The sequence below is a fragment of the Haemophilus parainfluenzae ATCC 33392 genome (assembly GCF_031191205.1).
Taxonomy (GTDB): Bacteria; Pseudomonadota; Gammaproteobacteria; order Enterobacterales; family Pasteurellaceae; genus Haemophilus_D; species Haemophilus_D parainfluenzae.
The window spans coordinates 1,433,981-1,449,345 of sequence record NZ_CP133470.1 but is presented as its reverse complement, the minus strand read 5'-3'; the positions used below and the strand labels follow the sequence as shown (position 1 = coordinate 1,449,345).

Sequence of the window (15,365 nt, the reverse complement as noted above, 5' to 3'; positions counted from 1 at the left end):
GTACTTTATACCTAATTTACAGTAAATTGTCCACTACACAGAAAAATGACGTTGTGATTTTGTCTCACTTAAACTCTCAATTAAGCGATGATAATTCTCATAACGTATTAGTGAAATCCGACCTGCGTCTACCGCTTCACGTAATGCGCAGCCTGGATCATTCAAATGTTTGCAATCTCGGAATTTGCACGTGCCTAAGACATATTGAAACTCACGATAACCTTTGGTGATTTGATCGGGCTCCAAATGCCATAGCCCAAACTCACGAATCCCTGGTGAGTCAATCAAATTACCACCTTGTGGTAAGTGATATAAACGAGAAGAGGTTGTGGTATGTTGTCCCAAGCCAGAGGTTTCACTGATGCCACCGACTTGCGCATTGACCGTTGGTAAAATATGGTTAATTAAACTGGATTTGCCGACCCCTGACTGTCCCACAAAAATGGATGTTCCGTCACTTAAAAGTGCGGTCAATTTTTCCATATTTTTTCCGGTTTCAGCAGAAATGATGATGGTCTGATAACCAATATCACGATAAATCTGTAACTGGCTTTCCACTTTCTGCTCTTGCTCGGCATCCAGTAAATCGCCTTTATTCACCACAATGACAGGTTCGATCCCCGCATTTTCACACACCACTAAATAACGATCGATAATATTGAGTGACAGTACCGGCACCACCGCAGAAACAATAATAATACGATCGATATTGGCCGCAATCGGTTTCAGCCCATCATAATAATCTGGACGAGCAATTTCATTTTGTCTTGGGTGAATAGCTTCAATCACGCCACTCACACCTTGGAGCTGTTCATTACCTTGCCGCCAAATCACTTTGTCTCCAACCACGAGACTAGAAAGTGTACGACGTAAATTACAGCGGAAAATTTCGCCTTGTGCATTTTCTACATCTGCATGAACTGAATAACGCGTAACGACTACCCCATCTTGACTTTCGCCTAGCATATCATCTTGCCATTCCACTTCTTTCTTCTTGTGGCGATGCAAGGCTTTCGCGTTATTTGATTGAATTCGACGAGTTTGATTTTGCGTTAGTTTACGTTTGCTCATAAAGTGCGGTCGTTTTTTCCGATGTTTTTCGTTAAAATAAACGGGATTAAAAATGTTTATAGGATACCTTATATTATGCAATTAGATAAACAAAATCTGATTTGGATCGATTTAGAAATGACCGGATTAGATCCTGAAAAAGAACGCATTATTGAAATTGCGACCATTGTGACCGATAAAGATCTCAATATTTTAGCTGAAGGACCTGTGATTGCGGTGCATCAAAGTGATGAATTATTAAACAAAATGTCCGAATGGTGCGTAAAAACCCACACAGCGAATGGCTTAGTGGAACGTGTTAAAGCGAGCAAAATTACTGAGCGTGCAGCTGAATTACAAACATTAGATTTTTTAAAACGTTGGGTACCAAAAGGCGCTTCACCGATTTGTGGTAATAGCATCGCCCAAGATAAACGCTTTCTTTACAAATATATGCCTGATTTAGCCGATTATTTCCATTATCGTCATGTGGATGTCAGCACATTAAAAGAATTGGCTTCTCGCTGGAAACCAGAGATTTTAGAAGGATTTAAAAAAGGCAATACTCATTTAGCCCTTGATGATATTCGTGAATCAATTAAAGAGTTAGCTTACTACCGTGAGCACTTTATCAATCTGGGTTGATGAAAACTTAGGCAAACTCAATCATTTGCAAAATCTACGCTTGCGTTGAATAAATTTTTTCGTATAATGTTGCCTCATTCACCAATGTGAAATGCGGGAATAGCTCAGTTGGTAGAGCACGACCTTGCCAAGGTCGGGGTCGCGAGTTCGAGCCTCGTTTCCCGCTCCAAATTTTCACATGAATACCCTGCGGGAATAGCTCAGTTGGTAGAGCACGACCTTGCCAAGGTCGGGGTCGCGAGTTCGAGCCTCGTTTCCCGCTCCAAATTCTCAATCCGTTGCTGAAAAGCAGCGGATTTTTTATTGTATTTTCCCTACATATTCCCTTCAAAATACGATAAAATCCCCCAGAAACTTTAACCTAAAAAATCACTCTAAGAATGACCGAATTAACCCAATACATTCCTGATGAAGGCACGATGCTCCGTTTTGGTAAAAAACTGGCAGAAGTGCTTGTAAAACAACCGAAAGATAATGCCATTGTGCTTTATTTTAATGGCGATCTTGGTGCAGGGAAAACCACCCTGACTCGTGGAATGGTGCAAGGTTTAGGCTACCAAGGCAATGTCAAAAGCCCTACTTATACGTTAGTGGAAGAATATAGCATTGCAGGGAAAATGATTTATCATTTCGATTTATATCGTCTTGCCGATCCTGAAGAATTGGAATTTATGGGCATTCGTGATTATTTCAGCCAAAATTGTATCTGCTTAATCGAATGGGCAGAAAAAGGTGAGGGCATCTTGCCTGAGGCTGATTTACTAGTAAATATTGATTATTACGACGATGCTCGCAACATTACGCTAATTGCTCAAAACTCAGTGGGTGAGCATATTTTGACACAACTATAAAATTGATTTACATGAAAGCAAAATTTTCGTTTCTTTTTGGAATATTTTCTCTAATTTCTACCACCGTATTTGCCGCACCACAATGGACAATCGCCATTGATCCTGGTCATGGCGGTAAAGATCCCGGTGCAATCGGAAAAAACCTCGGCATTTATGAAAAGAATGTCACCCTTTCTATCGCTCGAGAATTAAAAGCCTTATTAGATAAAGATCCTAATTTCAAAGGTGTCTTAACACGCAGTAGCGATTACTACATTTCCGTGCCAGAACGTTCTGAAATCGCACGTAAATATAAAGCTAATTTTCTCGTATCTATCCACGCCGACTCCTCCCTGAATTCAGACCAACGTGGTGCATCAGTTTGGGTGCTATCCAATCGCCGTGCCAATGATGAAATGGGACAATGGTTAGAAGATGATGAAAAACGCTCTGAGCTTTTAGGTGGTGCAGGAAAAGTACTTTCCAATAACAATGACAAATATTTAGATCAAACCGTACTCGATCTACAATTTGGTCATAGCCAACATACAGGCTATGAACTTGGTAACAGCATTTTACGTCGCTTTGCTCGAGTCACATCCTTAAGCCGTAGTACCCCACAACATGCAAGCCTTGGCGTATTACGTTCACCCGATATTCCTTCAGTTCTGGTGGAAACGGGATTCCTTTCCAATATGGAAGAAGAACAGAAACTGAATACCATTGCTTATCGTCGTCGTATTGCTTATATGATTTACGAAGGTTTGGTTGCTTATCGTAATGGTAATTTAAAAGCAATTGCCGTTCCACCTAGTGATGAGCAAGACAGCAAATCTACAAAATCAAACGATAAAAACAATGAAAAATCTGACCGCACTTCTGATGTGAAAGACAGCGGTATTCGCCATAAAGTGAAACCAGGTGAAAGCATTGGTAGCCTAGCAAATAAATATGATGTCAAAGTCAGCGAAATCATTGAGTTAAATAAACTGAAACGCAAAGAACTTTGGTTAAATGAAACCATTAAGATTCCTGATAATGGCAAAGGCAAAAAAACGGAAGAACCGATCAAAAAAGAAGAGAAAAACACCGAAAAAGCTGACCGCACTTCCGATGTCAAAGACAGCGGTGTACGTCATAAAGTGAAACCAGGTGAAAGCATTGGTAGCTTGGCGAACAAATATGATGTGAAAGTCAGTGAAATTATTGAGTTAAATAAACTGAAACGTCAAGAGCTTTGGCTGAATGAAACCATTAAAATTCCTGATAACGGCAAAGGCAAAAAGGTAGAAGAAAAACCTAAAGCAGATGATAAAGCCAAAGCCGACAACAAAGGAAAAAATAGCAAGATTGTTGAAGCTGAAAAAGCCGTTTCTAAAAAAGATAAAAAACAAGAAAAAACCGAGAGTAAAAAAGAACCTGAGAAAAAAGGTAACGATAAAAAAGACACATCTTCAAAAGAGAATGACAAGAAAGATAATAGTAAGAAAGAAACTCCGCTTTACCATACAGTAAAAGCTGATCAAACTCTCTATGCTATCTCTCGTGAATACAATGTACCGGTTAATCGTCTTTTAAAACTGAACCCGACATTGAAAAATGGCAAAGTCGTGACTGGGCAAAAAATCAAACTTAAAGAAAAATAAGGAATCCTATGGCAATCAAAATTCTTTCTCCACAGCTGGCTAATCAAATTGCCGCAGGTGAAGTGGTCGAACGCCCTGCCTCTGTGGTGAAAGAATTGGTGGAAAACAGCCTTGATGCGGGTGCCAATAAAATTCATATTGATATTGAAAACGGCGGCGCCAGTCTGATTCGTATTCGAGATAATGGCAGTGGCATTCCTAAAGAGGAATTAAGACTCGCACTCGCTCGACACGCAACCAGTAAAATTGCCGATCTCGATGATCTAGAAGCCATTTTAAGTTTAGGTTTCCGCGGTGAAGCCCTTGCCAGTATCAGCTCGGTTTCTCGTCTCACGCTTACCTCTCGCACTGCAGAGCAAAATGAAGCGTGGCAAGTCTATGCACAAGGACGAGAGATGGAAACCATAATCAAACCTGCGTCTCATCCAGTCGGCACGACAGTTGAAGTGGCGAATCTCTTTTTTAACACGCCAGCTCGTCGTAAATTCTTACGCACCGATAAAACAGAATTTGCTCATATTGATGAAGTCATTCGCCGAATTGCTTTAGCAAAATTTAATATCGCTTTTACGCTCACTCATAACGGCAAAATTGTTCGACAATACCGCCCTGCGGCAAATGAAGAACAACAACTAAAACGCGTTGCTACCATTTGTGGCGATGATTTTGTTCAACATGCCTTACGTATTGATTGGAAACATGATGATCTGCATCTTTCTGGCTGGGTGGCGACACCTGAATTTACCCGTTCTCAGAATGATTTAAGCTATTGCTATATCAATGGACGAATGGTGCGTGATAAAGTGATCACCCACGCCATTCGTCAAGCTTATGCGGAGCATTTGCATACTGAGCAATACCCTGCATTTGTACTATTTATCGATCTCAATCCACATGATGTCGATGTCAACGTGCACCCAACAAAACACGAGGTACGTTTCCATCAAGCTCGTTTAATTCATGATTTTATCTGCCAAGGCGTAACAAATGCACTCAATGCCATTCCTCAAGCTGAATTGGATTTAATGCCAGCGATGAATGAGGCAAGAGAGCCTTCGGCTTCATATCAACCTCACTATGAAACAAAACCTAATCGTGCAGCGGCAGGGCAAAATATTTTCGCCTCGCATTATAATCAGCCTCGTGAAAAACAATCAGAAAATCGACCGCACTTTTCAAACCGTAGTGAGTTCGTTCCGTCGTATGGTTATCGTGAACAACCTACAAAGATCGAACAACGCTTATATGGGGAATTAGTACGTCCAACAGAAGCATCTCAAGTTTTAACAACACCTGTCGTTGAACAACAACTCCCACAGACAAGTAATGCAGGCTATTTACGTGCATTGGCATTAATTGAAAATAAAGCATTGCTTTTACAACAAAATCAGCAGTTTTATTTGATGTCATTAGCTAAATTGCAAACCTTAAATTATGAATTAACCTTACAACAAGGTGAAATTTCACAACAGCCGTTGCTCATTCCGATTATTTTTCGCTTAGATGAAAAACAATTTGAACAATGGCAAAAACAAAAAGCCTATTTTCAACAAAGTGGTTTTGAATTCATTGAGAATGAAGCCCAGCTACGCCTTACATTAAACAAAGTACCAGCTATTTTACGTACACAAAATTTACAAAAATGTGTGGTGAGCCTGCTTGCTGAACATCTAGAAAATATGCCTGATTTCCTGACCGCACTTTGTCATACGCTAGAGATGAAACCGATTGAGGTGTTAGCGGATGCAGTCAGCTTATTAAGTGAAACGGAACGCTTACTGAATAAAGCTCATCAAGAAAAATTTAATACATTACTGAAACCAATTAACTGGCAGCCTTTTTTAACTGATTTGTAATATGACACAACAAACTGACTCCAAACCAACCGCACTTTTTCTGATGGGGCCGACGGCCTCCGGAAAAACGGATCTTGCTATTCAATTACGTCAAAGCCTGCCCGTAGAAGTGATCAGTGTCGATTCTGCATTAATTTATAAAGGTATGGATATTGGTACAGCAAAGCCTTCTAAAGAAGAACTATCCCTTGCCCCTCACCGCTTAATCGATATTTTAGATCCCGCTGAAAGTTATTCTGCGATGAATTTTCGTGACGATGCGCTCAGAGAAATGGCCGATATTACCGCGCAAGGCAAAATTCCACTTTTGGTTGGCGGCACCATGTTGTATTACAAAGCATTGATTGAAGGACTTTCCCCCCTTCCATCTGCTGATGAAAATTTACGCTTAGAGATTGAAGAAAAAGCGCAGAAATTTGGCTGGCCAGTACTTCATCAAGAATTACAAAAAATTGATCCTATTTCGGCAGAACGTATTAATCCAAATGATTCACAGCGCATTAATCGTGCATTAGAAGTATTCTATTTAACGGGCAAATCATTAACGGAATTAACTGAACAAAAAGGTGAAGAATTGCCTTATCAATTTTTACAATTTGCTATTGCTCCAGAAGATCGTGCGGTGTTACATCAACGTATCGAACAACGTTTCCATAAAATGATCGAATTAGGTTTCCAAGAAGAAGCGGAAAAACTCTACCAACGAGAAGATCTCCATCCTGATTTGCCTTCTATCCGCTGTGTGGGCTATCGCCAAATGTGGGAATATTTACGTGGTGACTATGATCATGAAGAAATGGTCTTCCGGGGGATTTGTGCAACTCGACAATTAGCCAAACGACAAATCACTTGGCTGCGCGGCTGGAAAACACCATTAAATTGGCTAGATAGTCTGCAACCGCAACAGGCTAAAGAAATCGTACTACGCAAGATTGACGAACATTTTAAGGGGTAAATTATGGCGCTTTCACTTCCGCTTTCGACTGAAAAACTCATTCAACTTGGCGAAGTGCTTTGCCAACATTTCCCTGCAATGAATCTTGATGAAATAACCCAACAAATCGAGCGAGACGCAATAGATCTCAAGACACCAATTGGACAAATCAACTATGCCATTAGTCTGTCTGATTTCTTGGAAAAAGTCTTAAAAAAACACCCGCACTTTTTAGCTCAATGGTGGCAAACGCCTCCTCAACTTTCAGATTGTCAACATTACGCTAGCCGTTTAGCTGACCAACTCTCCACTATCCAAAACGAAGAACAGCTTTACAAAACGCTACGAAATTTTCGTAATCAAGAAATGGCAAAACTCAGTTTCTGCCAAAGTTTAAATCTTGCTACCGTAGAAGAAATTTTTATTCGTCTTTCTCAACTTGCTGAAAGTCTTATTATTGGTGCGAGAGATTGGCTGTATAAACAAGCTTGTGAAGAAATGGGCACACCTTGTGATGAAAATGGCAACCCTCAGCAACTCTATATTCTTGGCATGGGAAAATTAGGTGGTTTTGAGCTAAATTTTTCCTCTGATATTGATTTAATTTTTACCTATCCTTCGCAAGGTGAAACTGTTGGTGCAAGACGAGCCGTTGATAATGCCAAATTTTTTACCCGTTTAGGACAACGTCTGATCAATGCTTTAGATCAATTCACGCCAGATGGCTTTGTCTATCGTACAGATATGCGCCTTCGTCCTTTTGGCGACAGCGGTGCGCTTGCCTTAAGTTTTTCTGCGATGGAACAATATTACCAAGATCAAGGGCGAGACTGGGAACGCTATGCCATGATTAAGGGGCGTATTTTAGGCGCTGATGCGCAAGATCCCTATGTAAAAACCTTGCAGCAATTACTTCGCCCCTTTGTGTATCGACGCTATATTGATTTTAGTGTGATTCAAGCTTTACGTGAAATGAAAGGTAAAATTGAGCGTGAAGTGCGTCGTCGTGGCTTAAAAGACAATATTAAACTAGGCGCAGGCGGGATTCGAGAAATCGAATTTATTATGCAAGTTTTTCAACTGATTCGTGGTGGACGTGAGATTAAGCTCCAACAACATGAATTGCTTAAACTTCTGCCCGAAATACGCGATCTTGGTTTAATTACGCCTCAACAATATCATGAATTAAGAGACGCTTATATCTTCCTTCGTCGTACTGAAAACGTACTACAAGCTATTGATGATCAACAAACGCAACTTCTCCCAACTGATGAAGAAAATCGCCTTAGATTAATGGTCGCTTGTCGAGAATACACTCGCTTAGATGAGAACAATCAAACTACGATGAAATCTTATCCAATTGAAAACTGGGATGATTTCTATCAAATACTACAAGCACACCAACAAAAAGTGCGGTCAGTTTTTGATGCATTAATTGGTGAAGAAAAAGATGAACGTACCGATGACAATAATCAGTGGATTGATTTTTTAGAAAGTGATCTTGATGACATTGAACAAATGTTGGTTGATAATCACATTGATGATGACGCAATTTCCGATATCTTAGATAAATTTATTCAATTCAAAGAGGGGCTTGCGCGCCGTGTTATTGGCTCTAGAGGTCGAGAAGTTCTAGCTCACTTATTACCAAATATCTTCACTCAAATATTTGAACAAAAAAATTACCGCACTTTATTGCCACGCATCCTCAACATTGTCGATAAAATTGTGAGTAGAACGACGTATTTAGAATTACTCTTAGAAAATCCTCAAGCCATTGAGCAGCTTATTGAACTATGTGCGCAATCACAGATGATTGCCGAACAAGTCGCTCGTTTCCCTATTCTACTCGATGAATTATTAAATACTGAAGCGCTACGTAATCCATTGCCGTTCACACAATATCCTGATGAATTGAAGCAATATATGCTGCGATTACCGCAAGATGATGAAGAACAATTTATTGACGGTTTACGCCAATTCAAACAGTCTATTTTATTACGCGTTGCAGCGGCAGATATTCTTGGCGTACTGCCTGTTATGAAAGTGAGCGATCATCTCACTTATCTGGCTGAAGCAATCATTGATGCCGTTGTCAATTTTGCTTGGCAACAAGTCAGTCAACGATTTGGTGTACCTGAACATTTAGTAGGTAAAACAGAAAAAGGCTTTTTAGTCATTGGCTACGGTAAATTAGGCGGAATTGAACTCGGATATAAATCTGATTTGGATTTAGTCTTTTTATATCAAGCGGTTGAAGGCCAAACTATTGGAGGGAAAAAATCCATTGATAGCAATCAATTCTATTTAAGATTGGCTCAAAAAATTGTCAGTATTTTTAGTATGAATACGAGTGCAGGCATACTCTACGATGTTGATATGCGATTACGACCTTCAGGCGATGCGGGCTTACTAGGCTGTTCGCTTCAAGCATTTGAAAACTATCAACTCAATGAAGCATGGACTTGGGAAAAGCAAGCACTTGTCCGTAGCCGTGCTATTTTTGGTGAAACTGAATTAAAAGCAGAATTTGAAAAAATTCGCTGTAATGTACTTTCCGCTCAAAGAGATATTAATCAGCTAAAAATTGAAGTAAGAGAAATGCGTGAAAAAATGTACGAACATTTATCTCATACAAAAGACGGCTTTTTTAATATCAAAACCGATCGTGGCGGCATTACCGATATTGAATTTATCGCCCAGTATCTGATGCTCGCGAACGCTCCAACTAATCCAATATTAACCAAATGGTCTGATAACGTCCGTATCTTTGATTCAATGGCAGAATATCACATTATTTCTCTAGCAGAGTGTGAAAAGCTCAAATCCTGCTACGTGACACTGCGTAATAAAATTCATCACCTGAACTTATTAGGGAATCCTGTCATTGTTGATGATTCGGAATTTATAGAAGAAAGAGCATTTGTTTGTTCTTTCTGGAATAAGCTATTTTCTTAAAAGATTAAAGGAGTCTATCACCAGATATTTGGGATAAGCTCCTTTTTATATATTCTTTACGTAAAAACAGACTAACTTTCTACCGCACTTTAACTTATCAAATTCAAATATAATAAAAATCCATAAACAAAAACCCCAAGCCATTCAGCTCGGGGTTCTACATTCACTACCTGGCGGTGTCCTACTCTCACATGGGGAAGCCCCACACTACCATCGGCGCATCGGCGTTTCACTTCTGAGTTCGGTATGGGGTCAGGTGGGACCACCGCTCTATCGCCGCCAGGATCATTCCTTTAATAACTTTTCTCTCTGCTCTCACTATCTCTAGTGCTCACAACCAAACAAGCTGATTCACTTCAAAACTTTCTTCTTCATCTCTGAGTCTTTTTATTTTAGTCTTACAACCTCAAAAACCCTTGAGCGTTGTATAGTTAAGCCTCTCGGGCAATTAGTATCTGTTAGCTCAACGGCTCGCACCGCTTACACACCAGACCTATCTACGTCTTAGTCTTAAACAACCCTTACTGTCTTAAAGACAGGGAGAACTCATCTCAAGGCAAGTTTCGTGCTTAGATGCTTTCAGCACTTATCTCTTCCGCACTTAGCTACCCGGCAATGCGTCTGGCGACACAACCGGAACACCAGTGGTGCGTCCACTCCGGTCCTCTCGTACTAGGAGCAGCCCCTTTCAATTCTCCAACGCCCACGGCAGATAGGGACCGAACTGTCTCACGACGTTCTAAACCCAGCTCGCGTACCACTTTAAATGGCGAACAGCCATACCCTTGGGACCTACTTCAGCCCCAGGATGTGATGAGCCGACATCGAGGTGCCAAACACCGCCGTCGATATGAACTCTTGGGCGGTATCAGCCTGTTATCCCCGGAGTACCTTTTATCCGTTGAGCGATGGCCCTTCCATTCAGAACCACCGGATCACTATGACCTACTTTCGTACCTGCTCGACTTGTCTGTCTCGCAGTTAAGCTTGCTTATACCATTGCACTAACCTGACGATGTCCGACCGTCATTAGCAAACCTTCGTGCTCCTCCGTTACTCTTTGGGAGGAGACCGCCCCAGTCAAACTACCCACCAGACACTGTCCGAGACCACGTTTCGTAATCTTCGTTAGAACATCAAACGTTAAAGGGTGGTATTTCAAGGACGACTCCATAATCACTGGCGTGACTACTTCTAAGTCTCCCACCTATCCTACACATCAAAATTCAATGTTCAGTGTCAAGCTATAGTAAAGGTTCACGGGGTCTTTCCGTCTAGCCGCGGGTACACCGCATCTTCACGGCGATTTCAATTTCACTGAGTCTCGGGTGGAGACAGCCTGGCCATCATTATGCCATTCGTGCAGGTCGGAACTTACCCGACAAGGAATTTCGCTACCTTAGGACCGTTATAGTTACGGCCGCCGTTTACTGGGGCTTCGATCAGGAGCTTCTCTTTCGATTACACCATCAATTAACCTTCCAGCACCGGGCAGGCATCACACCCTATACGTCCACTTTCGTGTTTGCAGAGTGCTGTGTTTTTAATAAACAGTTGCAGCCAGCTGGTATCTTCGACCGGTTCAACCTTCATCCGCAAGGGACTACAATCTACGCCGGCGCACCTTCTCCCGAAGTTACGGTGCTATTTTGCCTAGTTCCTTCACCCGAGTTCTCTCAAGCGCCTGAGTATTCTCTACCTGACCACCTGTGTCGGTTTTCAGTACGGTTTAGATAAACCTGAAGCTTAGTGGCTTTTCCTGGAAGTGTGGTATCGGTTACTTCAGCTCCGTAGAGCCTCGTCATCATCTCTCGGTGTTAAAGAAGTCCGGATTTGCCTAAACTTCACACCTACCAACTTAAACGCACATATCCAACAGTGCGATAACCTAACCTGCTCCGTCCCCACATCGCAGTTTATCCAAGTACGGGAATATTAACCCGTTTCCCATCGACTACGCTTTTCAGCCTCGCCTTAGGGGCCGACTCACCCTGCCCCGATTAACGTTGGACAGGAACCCTTGGTCTTCCGGCGAACGGGTTTTTCACCCGTTTTATCGTTACTTATGTCAGCATTCGCACTTCTGATACGTCCAACAGCCCTCTCGAGCCATCTTCATCCGCTTACAGAACGCTCCCCTACCCAACAGTATTGCTACTGATGCCGCAGCTTCGGTGCTATATTTGAGCCCCGTTACATCTTCCGCGCAGGCCGACTCGACTAGTGAGCTATTACGCTTTCTTTAAATGATGGCTGCTTCTAAGCCAACATCCTAGCTGTCTAAGCCTTCCCACTTCGTTTCCCACTTAATATAGACTTTGGGACCTTAGCTGGCGGTCTGGGTTGTTTCCCTCTCCACGACGGACGTTAGCACCCGCCGTGTGTCTCCTGAGTATCACTCTTCGGTATTCGTAGTTTGCATCGGGTTGGTAATCCGGGATGGACCCCTAGCCGAAACAGTGCTCTACCCCCGAAGGTGTCCGCTCAAGGCTCTACCTAAATAGATTTCGGGGAGAACCAGCTATCTCCCGGTTTGATTGGCCTTTCACCCCCAGCCACAAGTCATCCGCTAATTTTTCAACATTAGTCGGTTCGGTCCTCCAGTTAGTGTTACCCAACCTTCAACCTGCCCATGGCTAGATCACCGGGTTTCGGGTCTATACCTTGCAACTAGACGCCCAGTTAAGACTCGGTTTCCCTTCGGCTCCCCTATTCGGTTAACCTCGCTACAAAATATAAGTCGCTGACCCATTATACAAAAGGTACGCAGTCACCCTTAAAGGGCTCCCACTGCTTGTACGTACAAGGTTTCAGGTTCTATTTCACTCCCCTCACCGGGGTTCTTTTCGCCTTTCCTTCACAGTACTGGTTCACTATCGGTCAATCAGGAGTATTTAGCCTTGGAGGATGGTCCCCCCATCTTCAAACAGGATATCACGTGTCCCGCCCTACTTGTCGTTAGCTTAGTACCATGACCTGGACTTCGAGTACGGGGCTATCACCCTGTATCGCCAAGCTTCCCAGCTTGTTCCTCTGTCTCTGTCATTATCACTAACAGGCTCCTTCGCGTTCGCTCGCCGCTACTAACGAAATCTCGGTTGATTTCTTTTCCTCGGGGTACTTAGATGTTTCAGTTCTCCCGGTTTGCCTCACTTACCTATGGATTCAATAAGTGATAGTAGATTCTTCATCTACTGGGTTTCCCCATTCGGACATCTTGGATTAAACGCCTCTTATCGACTCATCCAAGCTTTTCGCAGATTAGCACGTCCTTCCTCGCCTCTGATTGCCAAGGCATCCACCTTGTACGCTTAGTCACTTAACTATACAACCTCAAAAATTCTTGATGTTGTGTTTTTAACTAAACACTTGATTGCTTTTGTTCAATCAAGATTTTCTTCTTACTCAGACTTTTTCTTATCCTTAAAGGACTTGAAAGTCTCTTCAGTTTTTCAGCTTGTTTCCTGGTTGTTAAAGAACAGAAGATAATAAAGTTATCTTTATTTGGCGTCCCCACGGGGATTCGAACCCCGGTTACCGCCGTGAAAGGGCGATGTCCTAGGCCTCTAGACGATGGGGACAACAAATAAAGATACTCTATCTTACACTTGCTTAACGCACTTTTCTCTCTTCATTCATTTTCTACAATATATCAATCAATCTGTGTGGACACTTATTGTCTCTCGTTTTTGGTAAGGAGGTGATCCAACCGCAGGTTCCCCTACGGTTACCTTGTTACGACTTCACCCCAGTCATGAATCATACCGTGGTAAACGCCCCCCCGAAGGTTAAGCTATCTACTTCTGGTACAACCCACTCCCATGGTGTGACGGGCGGTGTGTACAAGGCCCGGGAACGTATTCACCGCAACATTCTGATTTGCGATTACTAGCGATTCCGACTTCATGGAGTCGAGTTGCAGACTCCAATCCGGACTTAGACGTACTTTGTGAGATTCGCTCCAGCTCGCACTCTCGCTTCCCTCTGTATACGCCATTGTAGCACGTGTGTAGCCCTACTCGTAAGGGCCATGATGACTTGACGTCATCCCCACCTTCCTCCGGTTTATCACCGGCAGTCTCCTTTGAGTTCCCGACCGAATCGCTGGCAACAAAGGATAAGGGTTGCGCTCGTTGCGGGACTTAACCCAACATTTCACAACACGAGCTGACGACAGCCATGCAGCACCTGTCTCAGAGTTCCCGAAGGCACCAATCCATCTCTGGAATGTTCTCTGGATGTCAAGAGTAGGTAAGGTTCTTCGCGTTGCATCGAATTAAACCACATGCTCCACCGCTTGTGCGGGCCCCCGTCAATTCATTTGAGTTTTAACCTTGCGGCCGTACTCCCCAGGCGGTCGATTTATCACGTTAGCTACGGGCGCCAAGCTTAAAGCTCAACCCCCAAATCGACATCGTTTACAGCGTGGACTACCAGGGTATCTAATCCTGTTTGCTCCCCACGCTTTCGCACATGAGCGTCAGTACATTCCCAAGGGGCTGCCTTCGCCTTCGGTATTCCTCCACATCTCTACGCATTTCACCGCTACACGTGGAATTCTACCCCTCCCTAAAGTACTCTAGCGACCCAGTATGAAATGCAATTCCCAGGTTAAGCCCGGGGCTTTCACACCTCACTTAAGTCACCGCCTGCGTGCCCTTTACGCCCAGTTATTCCGATTAACGCTCGCACCCTCCGTATTACCGCGGCTGCTGGCACGGAGTTAGCCGGTGCTTCTTCTGTAGTTAACGTCAATCACCTAGTCTATTAAACTAAATGCCTTCCTCGCTACCGAAAGAACTTTACAACCCGAAGGCCTTCTTCATTCACGCGGCATGGCTGCGTCAGGGTTGCCCCCATTGCGCAATATTCCCCACTGCTGCCTCCCGTAGGAGTCTGGGCCGTGTCTCAGTCCCAGTGTGGCTGGTCATCCTCTCAGACCAGCTAGAGATCGTCGGCTTGGTGAGCCTTTACCTCACCAACTACCTAATCCCACTTGGGCTCATCCTATGGCATGTGGCCCGAAGGTCCCACACTTTCATCTCTCGATTCTACGCGGTATTAGCTACAGTTTCCCGTAGTTATCCCCCTCCATAAGCTAGATTCCCAAGCATTACTCACCCGTCCGCCACTCGTCATCAAAGAAGCAAGCTTCTTTATGTTACCGTTCGACTTGCATGTGTTAAGCCTGCCGCCAGCGTTCAATCTGAGCCATGATCAAACTCTTCAATTCAAGTTCAATCGCTCAATACTGCTGACATAAAATGTCACTACTTAAAAAAGTATTATGAATTTCTAGTTAGCACCTATTAAGACTTCAAAATTAAAAAATATTTTTAAAACAAGTCAATCAACAAGTGCCCACACAGATTGTCTGATATATTGTTAAAGAGCAAAAAAGAACGACGCACTGGTTTTTTCTTAATAGTCACAACAGCGCGTCGTT

General features: G+C 43.0%; 7 protein-coding genes, 3 tRNA genes and 3 rRNA genes. 8 read left to right on the top strand and 5 right to left on the bottom strand.

Annotated elements, in window-relative coordinates; genetic code table 11:
• Positions 1–33 precede the first annotated feature (33 nt).
• Positions 34–1,071, bottom strand: a complete 1,038-nt coding sequence (gene rsgA / locus RDV53_RS07135; RefSeq protein WP_005695632.1) for a small ribosomal subunit biogenesis GTPase RsgA — start codon at positions 1,069–1,071, stop codon at positions 34–36.
• A gap of 75 nt (positions 1,072–1,146) precedes the next feature.
• Between rsgA and orn the strand changes: the two genes are divergently transcribed.
• From orn to glnE, 8 genes are all read left to right on the top strand, one after another.
• Positions 1,147–1,695, top strand: coding sequence for an oligoribonuclease (gene orn / locus RDV53_RS07130; protein ID WP_032822840.1), 549 nt, complete (start codon positions 1,147–1,149; stop codon positions 1,693–1,695).
• Positions 1,696–1,788: 93 nt separating this feature from the next.
• A tRNA-Gly gene (locus RDV53_RS07125) sits at positions 1,789–1,864 on the top strand.
• Between the two features lie 20 nt (positions 1,865–1,884).
• Positions 1,885–1,960, top strand: a tRNA-Gly gene (locus RDV53_RS07120).
• A 115-nt stretch (positions 1,961–2,075) separates the two neighbouring features.
• On the top strand, positions 2,076–2,546 hold the full coding sequence (gene tsaE / locus RDV53_RS07115; protein ID WP_005695630.1) for a tRNA (adenosine(37)-N6)-threonylcarbamoyltransferase complex ATPase subunit type 1 TsaE: 471 nt from the start codon (positions 2,076–2,078) through the stop codon (positions 2,544–2,546).
• Positions 2,547–2,557: 11 nt separating this feature from the next.
• A complete protein-coding gene (locus tag RDV53_RS07110) occupies positions 2,558–4,171 on the top strand; it encodes an N-acetylmuramoyl-L-alanine amidase (RefSeq protein ID WP_005695629.1) in 1,614 nt (537 codons plus the stop codon).
• A gap of 8 nt (positions 4,172–4,179) precedes the next feature.
• Entirely contained in the window at positions 4,180–6,027 is a 1,848-nt protein-coding gene (mutL, locus tag RDV53_RS07105; protein WP_005695628.1) for a DNA mismatch repair endonuclease MutL, read from the top strand.
• A 1-nt stretch (position 6,028) separates the two neighbouring features.
• The gene (gene miaA / locus RDV53_RS07100; protein WP_005695627.1) at positions 6,029–6,982 is read left to right on the top strand and encodes a tRNA (adenosine(37)-N6)-dimethylallyltransferase MiaA; all 954 of its coding nucleotides are present in this window, start codon (positions 6,029–6,031) and stop codon (positions 6,980–6,982) included.
• A 3-nt stretch (positions 6,983–6,985) separates the two neighbouring features.
• Positions 6,986–9,919, top strand: coding sequence for a bifunctional [glutamate--ammonia ligase]-adenylyl-L-tyrosine phosphorylase/[glutamate--ammonia-ligase] adenylyltransferase (glnE, locus tag RDV53_RS07095; RefSeq protein ID WP_005695626.1), 2,934 nt, complete (start codon positions 6,986–6,988; stop codon positions 9,917–9,919).
• 168 nt (positions 9,920–10,087) lie between these two features.
• Here the strand turns inward: glnE and rrf are convergent.
• From rrf to RDV53_RS07075, 4 genes are all read right to left on the bottom strand, one after another.
• A 5S ribosomal RNA gene (rrf, locus tag RDV53_RS07090) occupies positions 10,088–10,203 on the bottom strand.
• 143 nt (positions 10,204–10,346) lie between these two features.
• Positions 10,347–13,244 (bottom strand): 23S ribosomal RNA (locus RDV53_RS07085).
• A 180-nt stretch (positions 13,245–13,424) separates the two neighbouring features.
• Positions 13,425–13,500 (bottom strand) — tRNA-Glu (locus RDV53_RS07080).
• A 112-nt stretch (positions 13,501–13,612) separates the two neighbouring features.
• Positions 13,613–15,152: ribosomal RNA gene (locus RDV53_RS07075) — 16S ribosomal RNA — on the bottom strand.
• The 16S, 23S and 5S rRNA genes sit together here with 1 tRNA gene alongside, the layout of an rRNA operon.
• Between the last annotated feature and the right edge of the window lie 213 nt (positions 15,153–15,365).

Coding starts and splice junctions, on each gene's coding strand:
- rsgA (WP_005695632.1), bottom strand. CDS start 1,071: ATGAGCAAACGTAAACTAACGCAAAATCAAACTCGTCGAATTCAATCA.
- orn (WP_032822840.1), top strand. CDS start 1,147: ATGCAATTAGATAAACAAAATCTGATTTGGATCGATTTAGAAATGACC.
- tsaE (WP_005695630.1), top strand. CDS start 2,076: ATGACCGAATTAACCCAATACATTCCTGATGAAGGCACGATGCTCCGT.
- RDV53_RS07110 (WP_005695629.1), top strand. CDS start 2,558: ATGAAAGCAAAATTTTCGTTTCTTTTTGGAATATTTTCTCTAATTTCT.
- mutL (WP_005695628.1), top strand. CDS start 4,180: ATGGCAATCAAAATTCTTTCTCCACAGCTGGCTAATCAAATTGCCGCA.
- miaA (WP_005695627.1), top strand. CDS start 6,029: ATGACACAACAAACTGACTCCAAACCAACCGCACTTTTTCTGATGGGG.
- glnE (WP_005695626.1), top strand. CDS start 6,986: ATGGCGCTTTCACTTCCGCTTTCGACTGAAAAACTCATTCAACTTGGC.